Below are 19,652 nucleotides of genomic sequence, written 5' to 3'. Positions count from 1 at the left end.
TAATATCAGGTTCTTCAAAATATCACTTTAATGATAGGTTTTCTTCCGAAAGTTCACGCATTTTATCTAAACATTTATTTTTCTGACTACTGGCTGAATGTTTATTTTTATAGCCTACCTTTTCCATTATTGTTTCTATGGAATCGCCAAACCAAAATGACAATCTTAATATTCGTTGACAACTTACTGACAATCGGAACATCAATGCTGAAATTTTCTCTCCCAAAGAAATCCTCTCTTCAAAATCCTCCAATTCACAAAAATCGCATTCCTCCAAATCTTCAATACTTGCTTGATATACCAAATGGTTGGTTCTTAACTTTTTCAACCAAATGTTTTTAGCAATGGCAAACAAATATGTCTTCAAAGAAGCCGTAAGCATAAAATGTGGCTCTTTCGATTTTTGAAGCAAAACAATGATTGCTTCTTGAAATACATCTTCTGCATCTGCCGTATTGCCTGAATTATGTTGAATATAGTAAGCAATTGATGGAAAATAGAATTTATACAGCAAATCAAAAGCTGCATTTTCCTCTTTTCTTATTTTCAACAATATGTCGTTTTCTTCTGTAAACATGATTTTAAATTGAATGATTTGGCTTTAATACCAATCATTTCAAAATATCACCCTTATTTATTAACGGAACTTTAAACTATTTGTCGCAGACAAATTTAGACCACAGATTGAACAGATTTTACAGATTTACACTGGGACACACAGTCTGTGACGCACAGTCAGATAAAATAAAGAATAATCAGTATAACCCGTTCACTCTGTGGGCTATCTATTGTCTTGTAGCAAACCCATTGTAGTTCCGTTTCTTAAATATCTTTCTTCAATTTCTCTTTAAACACTTTATTCAATTTCTCTAATTTTGGACGAATAACTACCTGACAATAAGGATTATGACCGTTTAAGGCATAATAATCTTGGTGATAATCTTCAGCAGGGTAATAATTTTTCAACGGTAAAATTTCTGTAACAATCGGATTAGGGAAAACGTGTTCAGCATTTAATTTTGCTTTCCAAGCTTCAGCCGATGTTTTTTGGGCTTCGTTAGAATAATAAACACCAGAACGATATTGCGTTCCTTCATCTCCACCCTGACGGTTTAGCGTTGTGGGGTCATGGGTTTTCCAAAAAATCTCCAAAATAGTATCAAATGACACTTTTTTAGGGTCGTAAGTTACCTGTACAACCTCAGCATGACCCGTATTTCCTGTACAAACTTCTCTATATGTTGGATTGGCGACCGTACCATTAGCGTATCCAGATTCTACTTTAACAACGCCCGAAACTTCTTGGAAAACGGCTTCGGTACACCAAAAACATCCAGCACCAAAAGTAACCATTTCAGTACCTGTAAGATTGACTTTTTCTTCGTTCATTTTATTCTTAATTTTCTGATTTTCAGTCTTTTGACCACACGAAACACTTGTAAACAATGTAATTATTCCAAGAATTAGTGCATTAATTTTTGTCTTCATTGTTGATAACATTTAAAAGTTGATGTAATTTTGCTGTCTATTTGTGATTGAGTGAATTATGAATTAGTGATTTATCGGAATAAAGGATTCACAATTCATTCAACCACACCTAACACAAAACCACAAAATATGTCAAAAAGTTATATACCAACCGCTTTACAACGTTGGAATGATTCTTTATCCTATTCTGGATTCACCCCAAAATTACTCACAGCCATTGCAGTCTTTGTGTCGGGGGCATTGCAGTTCCCAACATATTTTAGAAATATCCAACAACGTCAAGGTACTGTACTTAACGATTATATCTTAACAAACATTCCAGCCGTTGATGTTTCTACACCAATTTTTGCTATTATTTATGGATTATTAATTTATATGCTTCTACGCATTCTAAAACATCCACAACTTTTTTTACTTTTTGCCCTAACTTTCGTCATCGAAACGGTTTTCCGAATGACGACCATTTATTTAGTACCACTCAATCCTCACCAAGATTTAGTAATCCTTCATGACACCTTTGCGGAGTTATTGATTTATGGAGATTCAGAACCCATCACCAAAGATTTATTCTTTTCGGGGCATACTTCTACAATGGTCATGATTTGGCTTTTTGTCGAAAAACCTTATGAAAAATTAATTGCAGCTATTGCAACTTTTATATTAGCATTTTTATTATTAATTCAACACGTTCATTATACCATTGATGTATTGGGAGCATTCTTTTTCACCTATCTTTCATACCTAATTGCTCGTCAAATCGTTGATAAGAAATGGCAGTTAACTTGTGCTATCATGTTTGGGTTTTATGTTGTTTTGCAGACTGTATTTATTTTAGGAGCAAAATAAACTTCAACATTATTTAAGTACAAATATGACGAAAGGTCTTATTTTATGTTAATGAAAGAACAAGTTTATACAAATCCTGAGTAATTTTGTCGAGTTCATGAAATGATGTAAAAACACAAGAATTTAGGCATTGTAAAAAAACGGAAAATCGCATAAACTTTTCAAGATTAATTAACAATTTTCTAACAAATAAATTACAATTCAATTACATTGCATTAATTTGCATCGTTTTATCAAAAACTTAAACACTGTTTTTTGATTTTGTTAAGAAAGTAAATTTAGTTCTGCCCAACTAAGTTTATCGAAGAAGTCTAAAAATAGTAAAACTTCCTTTTGTACAATTTTTTACAAGGCTAATTTCACAGATATAAGATTAGTTTTTGTAGCGAGAAGTTTGTCAATTTGAAAATTATTTAATTTGAAAATGCGACCATTCGCTTCCCGAATATTATCATTTTCAAATAGTCAAAAAATCACAGGTTTTCAAATCTAAAAAGTTCTTGTAAACCACTTTAAATTAAGGGTAAACACATGGTAAAGTTCGAGTACAAAACCTTCCAATTCGGAGAGGCTCTAACGCAAGAGCAAAAAGATTATTTCCGTCAGTACGGAGTAATTCAATTCAAAAATTTCATCAACGCCGATACCATAAAAACATTTATTGACGAGTTAAGTAAAATCGAAAAGAAATGGTTGGATGAGGGCATTGAAAAAATAAACGGAATTCCCTTAAAATTTGGGAAAGACCCACAGGGTAATAAAATGATTCAAAGAATGTGCTTTACTAACAAGTATAGTACCTTTTTAGGTGAATTTTTGAAAGACCCACGCTTACAATTATTGGTTGAATTATTAGCACCTTACGACGGACGCATCAGCGAAGACGAAAAAGATGGCTTAGTTTTCAATCACTACGTAAACTCGCCAAATAGCAAGTTTACACAAATGGGATGGCACACAGACAGCCCACGTGATTTGTTCTTGGGACAAAAAATCCTTCCGATGTTAAACGTTGGTATTCACTTGGATACTTGCCCAACATCAAACGGTGGCTTAAGAGTATTACCAGGAACACAAAACCAGAGTGTATTCAAATTATTGTTTGGTAAAAAACAATTCGTTGACCACAGTGCCGATGCTCGTGAGGTTGGTTTTGAAATTGATGCAGGTGATTTAACTGTTCATGATGGACGTTTATGGCACCGTGTTGAGGTTTCTCCAAACATGGGAGAAAAATCTCGTCGTCGTGTAATGTATGTACCTATTATCACGGGTAAATTCATGCCGAAAAACGAAAACAGCAAAACGCCTTTCTATCACAGATTTGCAAAAGTTGTTCAGAAATAGGTTATTAGAGAATAGAGTTTAGATAACAGAGAATAGAGTTTAGAGAATAGAGTTTAGATAAAAAAGGCTTCAAAATTAAATTTTGAAGCCTTTTTTATGTTATAAGGATTAAGAAAAAATGTTCAGATTATAAATATTGAAATCGAATTACACTCTATAATCTGTTATCTAAACTCTATTCTCTGAAAATTTATTCTCTAAATAAAACTTACTTACTAAATTTCGCTTTAGCAAAACCAATAATCATTGGTAAAACAGAAACGGCTACAATGCCTAAAACTACTTTTTCAAAGTTATGCTTTACCCAGTCGTTAGTACCCAAAAAATATCCTAAAGAAGTAATACCAGTTACCCACAAAATTGCTCCGAGAATACAAAAAGTAATATATTTTGAATAAGTCATGCTACCAGCACCAGCCACAAAAGGAGCAACAGTTCTCACGATTGGCACAAAACGAGCCATAATAACCGCTTGCCCACCGTGTTTTTCATAAAATGCTTCTGTTTCTTCGATATGGCTACGTTTCAAGAATAATATTTTCTCTTTCGATTTTATAAAATCACTGAAGAATTTCCCTACAAAATAATTCACATTGTCTCCCAATAAAGCCGCAGCAATTAATAAAGGAATAACAAAAGTGAGTTCAATTTTCCCCGTAGTTGATGCCAAAACACCTACGGCAAATAAAAGTGAATCTCCAGGAAGAAGAGGCATCACGATAAGCCCAGTCTCTACAAAAACGATTAAGAAAAGAAGTGCATAAGTTAAAGTGCCATGCTCTGCAATAAATTGCGAAAGTGCGGCTAAAGGGTCTTTTAAAAGTTGTAAGACGAAATTAATAATTTCCATTTTTTCAGTTATCAGTTAACAATTATTAGTTATCAGTAAACAATTATCAGTTATCAGTAAACAATTATCAGAACTTCTTCATCATAAGCAATCGCTATAAAAAATCAACGGTTTCATTTATTGCAATTAACTGTTTATTCAGTGTCTTAATTGTCAATTACTCACTATCAATTACTTAGTTAGATAATGACAAGAAAAAACAGTTATCAGAAATTATGATTACACCACCTTCTGATAACTGTTGACTGATAGCGGTTCGCCGCCCGACTGTTCACTGTTTTTTTATTTATCTAAGAAATGAGAAAAAGTATCGCCTCTTAAACCTAAACGAATGGTTTCTAAAGAGATAACTTCGTGCGGAGCGATATTTCCAACGTTTACGTTAGCACCTACCAATTTCACAAACCATACTTGTTGTGCTTTTTGTGGAGCTTCCCAAATAATTTTATCTTCTGGAATTTCAGTTAAAATTTCTTCTACCAAACCCTGACGAACTTCGCCCGATGCACGGAAAAGACCAACGTTTCCACCCTCACGAGCTTCACCGATTACCTTCCAAGCTCCAGCTTCTAATTCAACTTTCATTAATTTAATCCACTTATAAGGAGGAATAATTTTGGTTTCATCTTTTGACCCAACCTCTGAAAGAACTGTCACTTGTTTAGCTAAAGTCCTGATATACTCACACTTATCATCTTGTTCCATTTCCAAAGAACCATCTGAAACTTCTGCGTATTCCATACCGAATTGGTCTAAAACACGGCGATATTCATCAAACTGATTTCTTACGATAAAGGCTTCAAATAGCGTACCTCCAAAATATACAGGAATCCCTGCTGACTTGTAAACTGCCAATTTCTCTTTCAAGTTGGGCGTAACAAAAGAAGTTGCCCAGCCTAATTTTACAATGTCAGTATATTCGGCACTGGTTTCTAAAAAGTCCTCTACTTGTCTGATACTTAATCCTTTATCCATCACCATAGTATATCCTTTTTGGCGTGGCTTTGATGGTCTCTCGGGTATTTGGTTAAGTGGATAATTCATATTCTTCGTTATCTTTATTGGTTGTCAGTTATCGGTTATTTAATATATTTGTTGATGAACATCTAAAATCTCTATCAATTAACACATTAGGTAGAAATAATTATGTATCTATCAACGTATAATTTATGCCTGATAACAGATAATAGAATGTAAAATTACTTATAACCTTTTTATTCCACAACCTATTCTATGGGCAGTTTGTGTTAATTTAATACCACAACTATTTAATCAACTATCAATCAGGCACTTACTGCTTTTGTAAAAATAACTTTTCTTAGAATTATAAAAAAAAACCTTCAAAAGTTGTTCAACTAAACACTGTTCAGTAAATTTACAACGTTTTAATTAAATAATCTCAATTATGAAAAAACTATTTGCGTTATTAATTCTTGCACTTGCATACGCTCATGTAGGTCATGCTCAGTCTGTTAGTAAAGATGCCATTTTAGGAGAATGGTTGGCAGAAAGTAAAGATGGAAAAGTATTAATCTATAAACAAGGAGAAAAATATTTTGGGAAAGTTAGCTCTGGGAAAGATGGGTCAAAAAAAGACACGCATAACCCTGATGCTAAACTAAGAGAGCAAAACATTGTGGGTTCTGTGATATTAAAGGGCTTTGATTTTACTGGAAAATCTTGGGAAAATGGTACAATCTATGACCCAAACAATGGTAAAACATATTCTTGTACAATGAAAATAAAAAGTGCTAACGAACTCGAAATCAGAGGATTTATAGGCATTTCCCTTTTGGGTCGAACCACGGTTTGGACAAAAGTTAAGTAATTTTTAATGAAAATTTGAGAGAATATTTTCTCAAATAGTATCAGATGGGTATAATAGAAAGAAAAGAAAGGGACAAACAAGAAATGCGGTTGAAAATTCTGGAAACCGCCCAACAAATTTTTATCGAAGAGGGCTTCGAGAAGGCTTCAATTCGTGCCATTGCTGACCGCATTGAGTATAGTCCTGCAACGATATATTTGTATTTTAAAGACAAAAATGAGCTTTTCTTCGCTGTCCATGAAACAGGTTTTGAAAAGTTAATTCTTGAAATGACAAACGCTATTGAAGGCATCACTGACCCAATTGAAGAGTTGCGTACCAGAGGTTTTGCTTATATGAAATTTGCCTTTCAAAACCCCGAAATGTACGATTTGATGTTTATTCAAAATGCTCCGATGGAAAGCATCAAAGAATCTGACATTTGGGCTTGCGGGCATCAATGCTTTATGTTATTGTTTGAAACTATCCAAAGATGTATTGACACTAATGCTATCAGAATCACCGACTTACACATCGCAGCCATGTCTATTTGGTCATTCATGCACGGATTAGTCTCCCTGAAAATTAGAAATCGTTTTCAAAAATTTGGAGAAGGTGATGTAGATGAATTAATGAGAAATTCGGTTGACCAAATGATACAATTATTAAAAAATGAATAATCCAGCTTTAGAGTTTTTCAAAAATAATATTGGCAAAAGTGCCTCAGAAGTTAGCCCTTCTCCTTTTGGACGTTGGTTAAATGGAACGTTGACTATCGTGGAAGAAGGTTCCCTAACGGTAGAGTTTATCGTGCGTACAGATATGTGTAATCCTGCTCATATACTTCACGGAGGCGTTGCCACGAGCATTTTAGATGATGTAATTGGTATGACTGTTTTCTCAATGGGAAGCCAAATTTTCTATTCAACGGTCAATTTGAGTGTTGATTTTTTGTTTGCGGCAAAGCCAAATGAAAAACTAACGGTAAAATCTAACATTGTAAGAATGGGCAAAAAAATTGCTCATGCTGAAGGTGAAATCCGCAACGAAACAGGGCAAATTATTGCCAAATGCACTACCAATTTGGTAGCAACAAGCAACGTAATTAAGTAGGTATGAGATATTAGGTCGTAGATAGTAGGTAGTAGTTATTAGGTCAAGAAATTGTGCTTTTGCAAATTTTTACCTCATAACTTCTACCCCATACCTACTACCAAATAACTCATACCTAAAAAAATACCCTAACACTAAACACTGTTCAGTAATTAATTTATGTTTATGAAAAAGATATTGATTTTTCTATTAATGGGGTTTGGGAGTTTTGGGCAATCCGACATCCTAAACAATTATGTTCAAGAGGGTTTAAAAAATAGTCAAACCTTAAAGCAACAAAGTTTTCAGTTACAAAAAGCTGTTTTTGCTCTAAATGAAGCAAAAACATTATTTAAGCCAAATATCAATTTTAATACTACACTTTCAACAGCACAAGGTGGTCGAAAAATTGAAATTCCAGTCGGAGACTTGGTAAATCCAGTTTACACAACGCTCAATGCTTTGACACAAACCAATGCTTTTCCGCAAATTCAAAATACCTCAGAGCAATTAGTTCCGAAAGATTTTTATGATATGCGTGTAAAGACAACAATGCCACTGCTCAACGCTGAATTGAAGTATAATCAAGCGATAAAAAATGAGCAAATCTCTTTACAACAAACTGAAATTCAAGTCTATAAGCGTGAATTAGTAAAAGATATAAAATTGGCGTATATCAATTATCTGAAAGCTACGGAGGCTCTTAAAATCTACCAAAACACGCTTAAACTTTTACGAGAATCTGAAAGAGTAAATGAAAGTCTTATCAAAAACGGCTCGGCAAATCCAACGGTTTTAGTACGTACTCGCAACGAAATTTCAAAATTCGATGCCGAGATTGATGCTGCCAGAGGAAATCAAAAAAATGCGGCTGCTTATTTTAATTTTCTACTCAATCGTGATTTTTCGGAGAAAATAACCCTTGATAGTTTGGGAAAAGAAGGCTTAAAATTTGACTTAGCCGACGGTCATCGAGAAGAATTAGACAAAATCAAGACAGGTATTGAAATTAACCGCCAGATTTTGGGACTTAATCAGTCATATAAAAAATGGAAAATCGGAGCATCTTTAGACGTAGGTTCGCAAGGACGTTTTGCCCAAATTGCTGGTGCTGACAAAAACTTCATTTCGCCCAATGCTTTCGTTTTATTAGGAGTTTCATTTGACTTACCTGTATATTCTTTTGGACGTAATCAACTGAAAATCAAACAGTCTGAAATGGAAATCGCCTCATTAGATGCTCAAATGCAACAAGTGAGAAACCAGTTAGATTTACAAGCAGAAATGGCAAAAAACTCCTTGAATTCAGCCAAAGAAATTTATGAATCGAAAGCATCGCAGGTTTCAACATCAGAAAGATATTATCGTGATATGATGCGAAGATACAAGGAAGGAAATTTGAACTTTATTGAGTTGTTGGATGCCCAAACCCAAATAACAACGGCTCAATTACAACAATCCATTTCTCTGTTTGATGTCTGGACAAAATGGGTAGAATTGGAGCGTGCGAAGGCGAGTTTTCAATTATAAATATACAATCGTGATGGCACGCAGATAACGCAGATACTTCGTAACGCAGATTTTCGCAGATTTTTATTCTGAAAATTCAATGAAATGTTTAATCGAATAAATAAGTGTCAATTTTTAAAAATCTGTGAAAATCTGCGTTGCCGCAGGCATCTGCGTCATCTGCGTGCCAATAGCCAATATTTTTCAATCATAAAATACTTTAAACATGAAAAAAATATTCATACCATTATTCCTAATTCTTTCACTATTAGCAAGTTGTGGAAAGAAAAAGGAAGTCAAAAAAGCTTTAGTTGAAGACGATATCATTGCCGTGAAATTGGTAGATGTATCACACGCCAACTCAACCGAAGCCATCAAAACTTCGGGGTTAGTTGGGTCATTACAAGAAGCTCATCTTTCTTTCAAAACGGGTGGAATCATTGAGAAAATCTTTGTAAAAGAAGGACAAAACGTTAAAAAAGGTCAATTATTGGCAACCTTAAATCTTACAGAAATCAACGCTCAGGTGCAACAAGCCAGCGAAAGTGTGCAAAAAGCAGAACGTGACTTAAAACGAGTTACCAACCTTTACCGTGATTCGGTAGCCACTTTAGAGCAAGTACAAAACCTAACCACCGCCCTAAGCGTAGCGAAGCAATCGCTTGAGATTGCTTCCTACAACCAAGGGTATTCCAAAATTTATGCTTCTAATAATGGCGTGATTGTCAAGAAATTGATGAATGAAGGCGAATTAGCAGGGCCAGGCACATCCGTATTTTTCATGAATGCTTCGGGTGCTAACGACTGGGTTATCAAGGTAGGTGTGGCGGATAAAGACTGGACACGCTTACGTATGGGTGACCGTGCCACCGTAAAATTAGACGCTTTTCCTGAACAAATTTTTACCGCCACAGTCTCCAATCTTTCACAAGGGGCAGACCTAAGTTCGGGTTTGTATCAAGCTGAATTGAAATTGAATACACAAGGCAAAAAAATGGCAACTGGTCTTTTCGGTAATGCTCAAATTATGCCCTCAGTTATTCAAAAACATACAACAATTCCGATTGAAGCCCTCGTGGAAGGTAATGGAGACGAAGCCTCTGTATATGTTGTTGAAAATGGGAAAGCCCGAAAACTAATCGTTCAATTAGCTGGTGTAGATAACACCAAAGCCTTCATTATGAGTGGATTATCAGGAGTTTCACAAATAATAACAGATGGTTCAGCGTATTTGGTTGAAGGTAGCAAAGTGAAGGTGGTAAAATAAAAATTGTTTTCAAAAATCATTATGAAAATCTCTGAATTCTCAGTAAAAAACTATCAATTCACGCTCGTCGTGTTTTTGGGCATATTATCTATTGGTATTTTCTCCTTGTTTAATATGCCACGTGGCGAAGACCCCGAATTTGCTTCGCCCCAATTTGGCGTTACCGTCATTTATCCAGGTGCCTCACCCAAAGACGTAGAAGAACTCGTGGCGGATGTTGTTGAGAAAAGGCTCAATGAATTAGACAACATGGACAGGGTGAGAAGTACCATCGTGGACGGTGCGGCAGTCTTCCAAGTTGAGTATGATTTTTCGTCTGACCCAGAGGAAAAATATCAGGAAATTGTGCGTGAAATGAACGCCGTGCGGAAGGAATTACCCGCTGACATTCTGGATATTCGTATCGAACGCTACCAACCCGATGGCGTAAATATTTATCAATTTGCTTTAGTTTCGGAAAATTTACCGTACAATAAATTAGAAAAATACGCCGATGATTTAGAAAATCGTTTAGAAAAAGTACCTGCTCTGAAAAATATCAAATCATGGGGATTTCCTAAACGTAAAATTTCGGTAGAACTCAATTTAGACAAATTAGCCCAAGATAAAATTCCGCTAAATCGAGTTTTGGGAGCAATTCAGTCCGAAAGTGTCAATATTCCAGGCGGTTCGGTCAATCTTGCTACCAAAAAATTTAACGTCAAAACTTCTGGTAATTATAAAAATCTTGATGAAATCAAAAATACAATTGTTTTTACCAACGGTACAAAAATTGTCAATCTGAAAGACATTGCAGAAGTAAAATACGACTACGAAGACGAAACGCACAAAACCCGTTTGAACGGACATCGAAGCGTATTTGTAACGGCTTGTCAGAAATTTGGGCAAAATATCATCAAAGTTCGGTCACAAGCCGACCCTGTGGTTGAAGAATTCAAAAAGACACTTCCTCCATCTGTGGATTTGGTAAAAGTTTTTGACCAAGCCGAATCCGTTCAAAAGCGTTTAGCTCGTTTTGCTAAAGATTTCGGAATTGCTATCTTGCTGGTTCTCATTACGTTACTACCATTGGGTTCACGAGCAAGTTTGGTAGTGATGATTTCCATACCGCTTTCATTAGCCATCGGACTTTCACTTTTATACATTTTAGGCTTTACCATTAATCAACTTTCAATCGTAGGAATGATTGTGGCATTAGGAATTTTAGTAGATGACTCCATTGTAGTTGTGGAAAACATTGAGCGTTTCCTACGCATGGGCATACCACGCAAACAAGCTGCGATTGATGCTACTAAACAAATCAGTTTGGCGGTAATTGGTTGTACTGTACTTTTGATTTTTGCCTTTTTGCCCGTTGCCAATTTACCCGAAGCCGCAGGAAAATTCATTAGAAGTTTGCCAATGGCAGTAAGCGTTACGGTTTTGGCTTCAATGGTTGTGGCATTGACCATCGTTCCATTTTTATCAAGTGTTATCTTAAAAAACCATGAAAATCCAGAAGGGAATTTTATTTTAAGAGCTTTGAAAAAACTAATTTCAGCCACTTATGGACGTTTAATGGACTGGTGCTTAAAACATCCAAAAACAACTTTAACAGTAGCTTTGGGCGTATTTTTCGGCGTAATGTTTATCGCAAAACTCTTTTTAGGATTCTCACTTTTCCCTACTTCCGAAAAACCAATGTTTCTTGTGAACATCAGTACGCCCGTAGGAACAAATTTGCAAACAACCGATAAAGTTGTCCGTTTTGCAGAAGAAGAATTAAAGAAAGTACCCGAAATCAAAAACATTGCGTCAAATATCGGAAGAAGTAATCCACGAGTTTATTACAACGTAATTGGAGCTCCTGAGACTGAAAATTTTGCTCAACTATTTGTTCTCTTGGAAGACATGGAAACACAAGAGAAAAAGGATATTATCGACCAACTCAGGGGGAGATTGCTCAATTATCCAAATGCTAAAATCGAGGTAAAAGACTTTGAACAAGGTCCTCCATTAGAAGCCCCTTTAGCATACAGAATCTTCGGGGATAATCTGGATAGTTTAAGAATTGTGGCAGGACAAATTGAAAAAATATTAGCGAACCAAACTGGTACAATTTACATTGATAACCCACTCAAAGTACAACCAACCGATTTTAGAGTAATTGTCAACAAAGAAAAAGCAGGTCTTTTAGGCGTAAATACTTCTGATATTGACCGTATGGTTCGTTTGGGAATTGCGGGTTTAAATGTAGGAACTTTCAGAGAAGATGGACAAACCGATGATTATAATATAAATGTTTCAATACCACGAAGCAATATAAAACAAGATTTTAGTGTATTTTCTAATTTGTACGTCAATAATGTTTTGGGAACGGCAATTCCGTTAAAACAATTGGTTGAAATTAAGTTTGAAACCTCGCCTACCCAAATCAGACATTACAATAAAGAACGATATGTAACCGTTGCGGCTTTCTTGAAATCGGGTTTCAATACCTCACAAGTCAATCAAGAAGTCATTAAAAAGTTAAATGCGTTTAAATTTCCGAAGGGATTTTCGTACAAAGTAGCGGGCGAAGCAGAAAATGCAGAAAAATCTTTTGGAGGCATAGGGGTAATCATCTTGATAACTGTCTTCGGTATGATAGCCATTTTGATTCTTGAGTTTGGCAATTTCAAATCGACCCTCATCGTACTTTCTGTGATTCCTTTGGGAATTGTTGGAGCAATTTTAGGACTCCTCATTGCAGGCGAAACACTTGGCTTTACCTCAGTCATCGGTTTTATTGCACTGATAGGAATAGAGATTAAAAACTCCCTCCTACTCGTAGATTTTACCAATCAATTACGTGAAGAAGGCATGGAACTCGACGAAGCCATCCATCAAGCAGGAGAAATTCGTTTCGTTCCAATTTTGTTAACTTCATTTACAGCCATCGGAGGATTAATTCCTTTGGTAATAGAATACTCAGATTTGTATTCGCCCTTAGCCATTGTGTTAATTGGCGGTATAACCAGTTCAACTTTGTTAGCCAGATTGGTTACACCCGTAATGTATAAACTTTTGCCCCCAACAATAAACAGGCATTAGGAATTAACTGAATCTTAGAAAAGTTAAATATTCTTAATTTTCGTTTTCTAATATCTGTTTGAGGCATATTTATTCATTGCAGTAAAAAATTACCGTTTTAATGGCACTAAATTTTAATAATACTCGTTTAATAAAGAAATATCGTCAAAAACATTAAACTCCTCAGCACAATGAAATTCAATACAAGCACTTTGACTCAATTTTTATCACGGAATTTTTATATTAATCCGAGATTAATCGCACCCCAAAAACGTTTCTACGCAGACTTGGGAATGAACTCATTGGAATTTTTAGAGGTAGTAGTTTATTTAGAAAATACCTATGGCATCACTTTGCCAGACAACGAAATAGATAAAGTTCAAACTATCAGACAACTATCAGAATTGATAGAAGCCAATTTGATAGCCGTAGAAGCATAAGAATACATTTTAGTGGTAGAGGGTTCAAGGCTTAGACAGATTGTCTAAGCCTTTTTTTGTGTGGGTTATATCCCCAAAATCTAAATATTTGCTCAAAAATTTGCGTGTGAATATACCTTTATTTATTTTTGACAAAATTAGTCCAAAATAATATTTCCAAACACTCCAACAATGCAAATAATACAGCATGAAACTTTTGGGGAATTGATACGACATTGCCGTGAGGAGAAAAACCTGCCTTTGCGAAAAGTAGCGGCGGTTTTGGATGTGGATACCAGCACACTCTCGAAGATGGAGAAAAATCTCCGTCATCCGAACCGTGAACACATCGAAAAATTAGCGGAACTCTTCGGGTTGAACACTGAAGAATTACGTTTAGCATTCCTCTCCGACCGTGTGGCGTATCAATTAGCTCAAGAACCCATCTCTGAGCAAGTGCTTAGAGTTGCCGAAGAAAAAATCAAATACATTCGCTCTAAAAACACTGTACAAGGGGTTTTGGAGTTTTAAATTATGGAAAATATGAGTTATTTAATGAATGTTGATTCTGATGTATTAGAAGAACCACAATTAGCTGTGTTTCCTGAATATAATTTGTCTCTCCAAAAGAAATTACCGATTGTTAAAGTATTACCAAAAGAAAATCAGATTAAAGAATTTGAAAATGTTGGAAAATACTGCAAATTAGGAAATGGTGATTGTGTTTCTTTAATGAAAGCAGTTGAAACAAACTCTGTGGATTTAATGATTACAGACCCTCCTTATAATCTTGGAGAATTTATGCACGATAGAAATACTAATCTTGTAAAAATGAGAGACAATCACTTTGCGTATTCAGGTTGGGATGATTTACCTTATGATGAATGGTATAAAAGTATGGAAGATTTTTTTTCTGAAAGTAATAGAGTTTTAAAGAAAAAAGGTTCAATGCTTATGTTCATGTCTTTGATTAAAGTTGAATCAATTATACAATTAGCTCAAAAATATAAATTCTATTATAAAACAGTTGGTGTTTGGCATAAGACGAATCCAATGCCACGAAACATGAATTTACACTTTGTTAATTCAACGGAATGTTGGCTATATTTTATAAATGAAGGCACTACTGGAACATTTAATAACAATGGGAAAGTAATTCATGATTACGTGCAGTCGTCTATTACACCTGCGGGAGAAAAAAAAATGGGAAAGCATCCCACTCAAAAACCCGTAAAACTTATTAATCATTTTGTCAATATTTTATCCAATAAAGGAGATGTAATTATTGACCCTTTTATGGGAAGTGGTTCAACAGGAGTAAGTTGTGAATTATTGGAGCGTAATTTCATTGGTATTGATTTAGAAGAAAAATACTATGAAATTGCTAAAAGTAGAATATTAAACTCGCATAAGTTATAATGAAAGTAATTGATTTGTTTGCTGGAGTCGGAGGATTATCGCAAGGTTTTATTAAAGCAGGATTTGAAATAATACTTGCCAATGAATATGATAAAGAAATAGCAGAAGCCTATAAATTTAATCATAGAAATACAAAAGTAATAACAGAAGATATTAGAGACGTAAATATAGCTGATTGGCTACCTTATTTAGAACAAGCAGATGTAGTTATCGGTGGTCCTCCTTGTCAGGGATTTTCTCAAAAGGGAAAAAGAATGAATATTGACGATGACAGGAATTTCATGTTTAAATATTTTATTGAAGTTGTTAAATTAGCTCGTCCAAGATTTTTCTTACTTGAAAATGTACCAAATATTACCACAACTTCTGATGGTTTTTTCAAGAATCAAATAATAGAAGAGTTTAATAATTTAGGATACGAAGTAACAAATAAGGTTTTAAATTCTGTCAATTTTGGTGTTCCTCAACAACGCAAAAGAGCTTTTTTTTTAGGACAATTTGGCAAACTTGATATAGAACTACCTTTGACAAATGACAAAAGAACATCTGTAAAAGATGCTATTTATGATTTGCCTTTTATTCAATCAGGTGAAGGTAAAGATTTCTATGAATATGACGGAAAACCGCAGTCAGATTATCAAAAACTGATGCGGAATAAGTCTAAGGGAATTTATAACCACTTTGCAACAAAACACTCAAAAATTGCATTAGAACGTCTTTCTTTAATCCCAAAAGGTATGGGAAAAGAAGTTTTACCACAAGAACATCGTACAAAATCAATTTATAGCGGTACTTGGTCAAGATTGAAAGAAGATGAACCAGCAGCTACAATTACTACAAGATTTGATACTCCTTCTTCTGGTTTATTCACTCACCCGATTCTAAATAGATGCTTAACTGTAAGAGAAGCAGCAAGAATACAATCTTTCGATGATAATTTTATTTTCACAGGTAATAAATCGTCTCAAATGAAACAGGTAGGTAACGCTGTGCCTCCATTAATGGCTTTCGAAATAGCAAATAGGATTTCAACAATATTAAAACAATCGAAATGAAACTTTACCCTAATGCAACAAAATATAGAGAAGACCTTAATCTTAGACAAGGTATAAAATCTTCATTACCAGAAATGAAAGCATTAATTGCACTTTCATTTGTACTGTACGAAGTAAATAATCGTAAATCAAATATTGCCTATAATCAAGAAAATTCTATTACGGGAGTTACTAAAATAAAAGATGATATTAAAAATAAAGTCGCACGCTTTTTTACTCTCCAAAATCTTAATACTAATGCAACTACACAAAAGGTAAATATTGTAGAAGAAATTAATAAAAATCCTCTGTTTACAGCTCAATTAGAAGCCTTACAAGTTTCATTACAGTTATTTTTAAAATTTTGTACCATTGATTTTGTAGCAGATTATCCAGCAACAAAAGAACGTACAGGAGGTGGGAGGTATGAAAAAATGCTAAGTTTTTCAACCAATCTTGATTTGCTTCACTTGGTGTTAGCAGATGATGAGGATAAATTATCAGATAATGTAAAAAACATTCTTTGGAACTGGATTACGGGTGAGACAGATTTTAATGAGAACAAATATATTCTTGATAAAATTAAGTATTTCCTAACCATACTGACAGAAGAAACAAAATTCAAAATTAGAAAAGAGGGAGGGGATGAATTATATTTTCAACAAGAAGGAATTTATGAAATATTAGTAGATGGAAATACTGTTATTGAAAAAGATTTTCACGAACCAGTTGGTCCATTTAGAATATTCAAATCATTTATTAACAAAGACTTACACAGATATATCAGAGAAGGGAAAGCAGGTTTTGAAGGAAAATTATCACAAGAAGAATTAGAAAATCATTTACTAAAAGTAGGAACAACATTAGATTTAATTCCACGAAGAATTACAATTTTTGAAGATAATATTTCTGAAAAACCCAATCCCACAACCACATCAACCAACCTAACCCCAAAACAAAAAATCTACTTCGGTTCGCCAGGTACGGGAAAATCAACGGCAATGCAAAATTTTGCAGATGAAAACGATTTAAAAGTTATCCGTACTACTTTTCATCCCGATACAGATTATCATTCCTTCGTGGGTGGCTACAAACCCGTGATGAAAGACGACAAAATCACCTATCAGTTTGTCCCACAGGCATTTACGAAAGCTTACGTGCAGGCGTACCTAAACCCAGATAAGAATTACCTCTTGGCAATTGAAGAAATAAATCGGGGTAATTGTGCTCAAATCTTCGGGGATTTATTCCAATGCCTTGACCGTAATCCAGACGGCTATTCATGTTATCCTATTGATGCTAATGCAGATTTGGCTAATTATTTAGCATCGCAGGGTTTAGAAAATTCTGAAGAACTGGTTTTACCACATAATTTACTGATTTACGCCACAATGAATACCTCTGACCAGTCGCTTTTCCCAATGGATGCAGCCTTCAAACGTCGTTGGGATTGGCAATACGTACCGATTGAATTTAATGGAAAAGCCAATGAAATTAAGATTGTCTTTGATGATGAAACGCAATATTCTTGGCGTTCATTTATTGAAAATGTAAACGAAAAAATCAAGGAAATTACCAAATCAGAAGATAAAAAGATAGGTGTTTATTTTGTGTCTGTTGATGATGACAATACCATTTCCTTATCCCAATTCCAAAACAAAGTAATGTTCTATTTATGGTCAGAGATTTTCAAAGACGAACACCAATCAGCCGATAGTATTTTCAAATACAAAAATTCAGACGGAAATGAAACAGACTTCACTTTTAATGAACTCTTTGAAAGTGAAGGACTTATAAAACTAAAAGGGTTCATGAATTATCTACTAAAACCTATTCAATGAAAATCATCATCGAAGAATACGCCTACGACTTATCTTTAATTTCGCCCATTCTGAGCGAACGATATTACGTTCCCCTTCAAAATCAGCGTTGTAAGGTTAATTATATCGGTTACTATTTTGAACCCGATATGAACGAACCCGTCATGATTTTACCGAAGGTTTTTATTGAAAATAATCAGGTATTCGGGAAATATAGCCCCGAAGATATTTTTGATTTAAGCCATAATCCAGATATTCGAGAATCCTTGCGAAAAGAGAAGAAATTAGACTTTCTTTTCAGCATCACCACATGGCATTATTTAGCAATTCGCCAGTTTCAAAAACGTCAGCAAGCTAATACTATTACCGAAAGTAGTGACTTAGCCAATGTCATTTCAACGTTGGGAGAAAAAGATGTGACGGAATTGGATTTAATCCAGAGTATTATCCGCTTCAATCGTGAAAATCAGGCTCTGTTTACCTTCATTAAAAAGACTAATTCAGCCCAAAATCAGCAAGTAAGTTGGCACAAAACCATTGCCAAGAAAATGCCAACGCTACAAAATGGTTCGCCCGTGTATGTGGACACACTTACAAAGCAAAAAACGATTAATTATGATGAAGAGTTATTAGTAATTTTATCTTCGGTGCTAAGCTATTTTAATAAAAAATATTATTTTCAAATCGCTACAAACCAACTATTTACACCCTACAAAGGCAGAGATTTAGAAAACCTAATGAAGTGTGGAATGGTGATTTTGAAGCAAATAAAATACAAATACTTTTCGGATAAATTATTGAAATTATGGGATTTATTGTATGCTTATTTCCTTCTTCAAGATAAAATAAAGAGTAAAAAACATCACAAAGAAATCGTTTTGGTTCGAGACTTCAATATCGTTTTTGAAGACATGATTGATACGCTTTTATCAGAGCCAAATTTACCTTCACACCTCAAAAATCACAAAGACGGCAAAGAGATTGACCATATTTACCCTTATCAAGATTTATTGACGAGCCAAGACCAAATTTACCATATTGGAGATAGTAAATATTACAAAGACACGACCACGACAGGTCAAAATGCCATTGCCAAGCAATATACCTACGCAAAGAATGTAATTCAGTACAACATTGACGTATTGAATGAAAAAGGGGCTTTAGAGAATAATATTCGCTACCGTGACGAACTGACGGAGGGGTATAATATCACGCCAAATTTTTTTATCAGTGCGGTGCTTAATGATAGCTTAGATTTTCAGAAAGAAGGCTTAAAATACAAAAGTGATTTCAAACAAAATAATCATTTCAAGGATAGGCTTTTTGATAGAGATACGCTCATTTTACAGACCTATAATATCAATTTCTTGTTTGTACTTAACGCCTATATAGCCAATAATCAATCACAAAGAGATAAATTCAAAGGTTCTGCCAGAAGTTTATTTCGTAAGAAAATTGTGGAGTTTTTAGATAAGAAATATAATTTCTATACCATAAAACCAGAAGGAAATTTAGAAGACTTTGTCGTAAAGAACTTTAGATTTTTATCAGGAAAAATGTACCGTCCTTCGGGTTGGGAAGATAGACTTCTATTGGCTTTTGAAAAAGGTAATGATAACGAAAAGTTAGAAATTGTAAGAGGGGAGATTTCGAAGTATCAAATTAGTTAATAAAAACAAAAAGGAGCAAACATCAATTGATAT

Annotated in this window: 18 protein-coding genes; 14 read left to right on the top strand and 4 right to left on the bottom strand. The window is 34.5% G+C overall.

What is annotated here, in order from left to right; genetic code table 11:
• Nucleotides 1-22: 22 nt before the first annotated feature.
• Nucleotides 23-577, bottom strand: a complete 555-nt coding sequence (locus tag VB796_RS03455; RefSeq protein WP_323345113.1) for a sigma-70 family RNA polymerase sigma factor — start codon at nt 575-577, stop codon at nt 23-25.
• A 245-nt stretch (nt 578-822) separates the two neighbouring features.
• Complete coding sequence (msrA, locus tag VB796_RS03450) at nt 823-1,488, bottom strand: peptide-methionine (S)-S-oxide reductase MsrA (RefSeq protein ID WP_323345112.1); 666 nt, start codon at nt 1,486-1,488, stop codon at nt 823-825.
• Nucleotides 1,489-1,617: 129 nt separating this feature from the next.
• On the opposite strand from msrA, the gene VB796_RS03445 reads away from it, so the two are divergent.
• Together VB796_RS03445 and VB796_RS03440 are read left to right on the top strand one after the other, a co-directional pair.
• A complete protein-coding gene (locus VB796_RS03445; protein ID WP_323345111.1) occupies nt 1,618-2,334 on the top strand; it encodes a phosphatase PAP2-related protein in 717 nt (238 codons plus the stop codon).
• Between the two features lie 531 nt (nt 2,335-2,865).
• Nucleotides 2,866-3,681 carry a phytanoyl-CoA dioxygenase family protein gene (locus tag VB796_RS03440; RefSeq protein ID WP_323345110.1) on the top strand — a complete coding sequence of 272 codons (816 nt, stop codon included), beginning with the start codon at nt 2,866-2,868 and terminating at the stop codon, nt 3,679-3,681.
• Between the two features lie 208 nt (nt 3,682-3,889).
• On the opposite strand, the gene VB796_RS03435 is transcribed toward VB796_RS03440, so the two are convergent.
• On the bottom strand, nt 3,890-4,531 hold the full coding sequence (locus VB796_RS03435; protein WP_323345109.1) for a VTT domain-containing protein: 642 nt from the start codon (nt 4,529-4,531) through the stop codon (nt 3,890-3,892).
• Nucleotides 4,532-4,813: 282 nt separating this feature from the next.
• Entirely contained in the window at nt 4,814-5,575 is a 762-nt protein-coding gene (locus tag VB796_RS03430; RefSeq protein ID WP_323345108.1) for a phosphosulfolactate synthase, read from the bottom strand.
• A gap of 361 nt (nt 5,576-5,936) precedes the next feature.
• Here VB796_RS03430 and VB796_RS03425 point away from each other — a divergent pair, with 361 nt between their 5' ends.
• The 12 genes from VB796_RS03425 to VB796_RS03370 all read left to right on the top strand — a co-directional run bounded on the left by VB796_RS03425 (nt 5,937) and on the right by VB796_RS03370 (nt 19,619).
• Nucleotides 5,937-6,359 carry a DUF2147 domain-containing protein gene (locus VB796_RS03425; protein WP_323345107.1) on the top strand — a complete coding sequence of 141 codons (423 nt, stop codon included), beginning with the start codon at nt 5,937-5,939 and terminating at the stop codon, nt 6,357-6,359.
• A 44-nt stretch (nt 6,360-6,403) separates the two neighbouring features.
• Nucleotides 6,404-7,018, top strand: coding sequence for a TetR/AcrR family transcriptional regulator (locus tag VB796_RS03420; protein ID WP_323345106.1), 615 nt, complete (start codon nt 6,404-6,406; stop codon nt 7,016-7,018).
• Nucleotides 7,011-7,451 (top strand): PaaI family thioesterase, encoded by a 441-nt coding sequence (locus VB796_RS03415; RefSeq protein WP_323345105.1) that lies wholly within the window; start codon nt 7,011-7,013, stop codon nt 7,449-7,451. Before VB796_RS03420 ends, VB796_RS03415 begins: the two co-directional genes overlap by 8 nt.
• Nucleotides 7,452-7,616: 165 nt before the next feature.
• Nucleotides 7,617-8,960: a TolC family protein gene (locus VB796_RS03410; protein WP_323345104.1), complete on the top strand. Its 1,344-nt coding sequence runs from the start codon at nt 7,617-7,619 to the stop codon at nt 8,958-8,960.
• Nucleotides 8,961-9,165: 205 nt separating this feature from the next.
• Nucleotides 9,166-10,206 (top strand): efflux RND transporter periplasmic adaptor subunit, encoded by a 1,041-nt coding sequence (locus VB796_RS03405; RefSeq protein WP_323345103.1) that lies wholly within the window; start codon nt 9,166-9,168, stop codon nt 10,204-10,206.
• A 21-nt stretch (nt 10,207-10,227) separates the two neighbouring features.
• A complete protein-coding gene (locus tag VB796_RS03400) occupies nt 10,228-13,278 on the top strand; it encodes an efflux RND transporter permease subunit (protein WP_323345102.1) in 3,051 nt (1,016 codons plus the stop codon).
• Nucleotides 13,279-13,448: 170 nt separating this feature from the next.
• Nucleotides 13,449-13,697, top strand: coding sequence for an acyl carrier protein (locus VB796_RS03395; protein WP_323345101.1), 249 nt, complete (start codon nt 13,449-13,451; stop codon nt 13,695-13,697).
• Between the two features lie 171 nt (nt 13,698-13,868).
• The gene (locus VB796_RS03390) at nt 13,869-14,207 is read left to right on the top strand and encodes a helix-turn-helix transcriptional regulator (protein WP_323345100.1); all 339 of its coding nucleotides are present in this window, start codon (nt 13,869-13,871) and stop codon (nt 14,205-14,207) included.
• 12 nt (nt 14,208-14,219) lie between these two features.
• Nucleotides 14,220-15,095, top strand: coding sequence for a site-specific DNA-methyltransferase (locus VB796_RS03385; RefSeq protein WP_323345099.1), 876 nt, complete (start codon nt 14,220-14,222; stop codon nt 15,093-15,095).
• Nucleotides 15,095-16,150: a DNA cytosine methyltransferase gene (locus VB796_RS03380; RefSeq protein ID WP_323345098.1), complete on the top strand. Its 1,056-nt coding sequence runs from the start codon at nt 15,095-15,097 to the stop codon at nt 16,148-16,150. Before VB796_RS03385 ends, VB796_RS03380 begins: the two co-directional genes overlap by 1 nt.
• Nucleotides 16,147-17,970 carry an McrB family protein gene (locus tag VB796_RS03375; RefSeq protein WP_323345097.1) on the top strand — a complete coding sequence of 608 codons (1,824 nt, stop codon included), beginning with the start codon at nt 16,147-16,149 and terminating at the stop codon, nt 17,968-17,970. The genes VB796_RS03380 and VB796_RS03375 overlap by 4 nt, the downstream gene beginning before the upstream one ends.
• Nucleotides 17,967-19,619: an LlaJI family restriction endonuclease gene (locus VB796_RS03370; protein WP_323345096.1), complete on the top strand. Its 1,653-nt coding sequence runs from the start codon at nt 17,967-17,969 to the stop codon at nt 19,617-19,619. The genes VB796_RS03375 and VB796_RS03370 overlap by 4 nt, the downstream gene beginning before the upstream one ends.
• Nucleotides 19,620-19,652: the final 33 nt, after the last annotated feature.

Origin of the sequence: Arcicella sp. LKC2W, assembly GCF_034931005.1 — a bacterium.
GTDB lineage: Bacteria > Bacteroidota > Bacteroidia > Cytophagales > Spirosomataceae > Arcicella.
The sequence above is the reverse complement of the archived record's forward strand: the minus strand, read 5'-3'. Positions and strand labels throughout refer to the sequence as shown.

Coding starts and splice junctions, on each gene's coding strand:
- VB796_RS03455 (WP_323345113.1), bottom strand. CDS start 577: ATGTTTACAGAAGAAAACGACATATTGTTGAAAATAAGAAAAGAGGAA.
- msrA (WP_323345112.1), bottom strand. CDS start 1,488: ATGAAGACAAAAATTAATGCACTAATTCTTGGAATAATTACATTGTTT.
- VB796_RS03445 (WP_323345111.1), top strand. CDS start 1,618: ATGTCAAAAAGTTATATACCAACCGCTTTACAACGTTGGAATGATTCT.
- VB796_RS03440 (WP_323345110.1), top strand. CDS start 2,866: ATGGTAAAGTTCGAGTACAAAACCTTCCAATTCGGAGAGGCTCTAACG.
- VB796_RS03435 (WP_323345109.1), bottom strand. CDS start 4,531: ATGGAAATTATTAATTTCGTCTTACAACTTTTAAAAGACCCTTTAGCC.
- VB796_RS03430 (WP_323345108.1), bottom strand. CDS start 5,575: ATGAATTATCCACTTAACCAAATACCCGAGAGACCATCAAAGCCACGC.
- VB796_RS03425 (WP_323345107.1), top strand. CDS start 5,937: ATGAAAAAACTATTTGCGTTATTAATTCTTGCACTTGCATACGCTCAT.
- VB796_RS03420 (WP_323345106.1), top strand. CDS start 6,404: ATGGGTATAATAGAAAGAAAAGAAAGGGACAAACAAGAAATGCGGTTG.
- VB796_RS03415 (WP_323345105.1), top strand. CDS start 7,011: ATGAATAATCCAGCTTTAGAGTTTTTCAAAAATAATATTGGCAAAAGT.
- VB796_RS03410 (WP_323345104.1), top strand. CDS start 7,617: ATGAAAAAGATATTGATTTTTCTATTAATGGGGTTTGGGAGTTTTGGG.
- VB796_RS03405 (WP_323345103.1), top strand. CDS start 9,166: ATGAAAAAAATATTCATACCATTATTCCTAATTCTTTCACTATTAGCA.
- VB796_RS03400 (WP_323345102.1), top strand. CDS start 10,228: ATGAAAATCTCTGAATTCTCAGTAAAAAACTATCAATTCACGCTCGTC.
- VB796_RS03395 (WP_323345101.1), top strand. CDS start 13,449: ATGAAATTCAATACAAGCACTTTGACTCAATTTTTATCACGGAATTTT.
- VB796_RS03390 (WP_323345100.1), top strand. CDS start 13,869: ATGCAAATAATACAGCATGAAACTTTTGGGGAATTGATACGACATTGC.
- VB796_RS03385 (WP_323345099.1), top strand. CDS start 14,220: ATGAGTTATTTAATGAATGTTGATTCTGATGTATTAGAAGAACCACAA.
- VB796_RS03380 (WP_323345098.1), top strand. CDS start 15,095: ATGAAAGTAATTGATTTGTTTGCTGGAGTCGGAGGATTATCGCAAGGT.
- VB796_RS03375 (WP_323345097.1), top strand. CDS start 16,147: ATGAAACTTTACCCTAATGCAACAAAATATAGAGAAGACCTTAATCTT.
- VB796_RS03370 (WP_323345096.1), top strand. CDS start 17,967: ATGAAAATCATCATCGAAGAATACGCCTACGACTTATCTTTAATTTCG.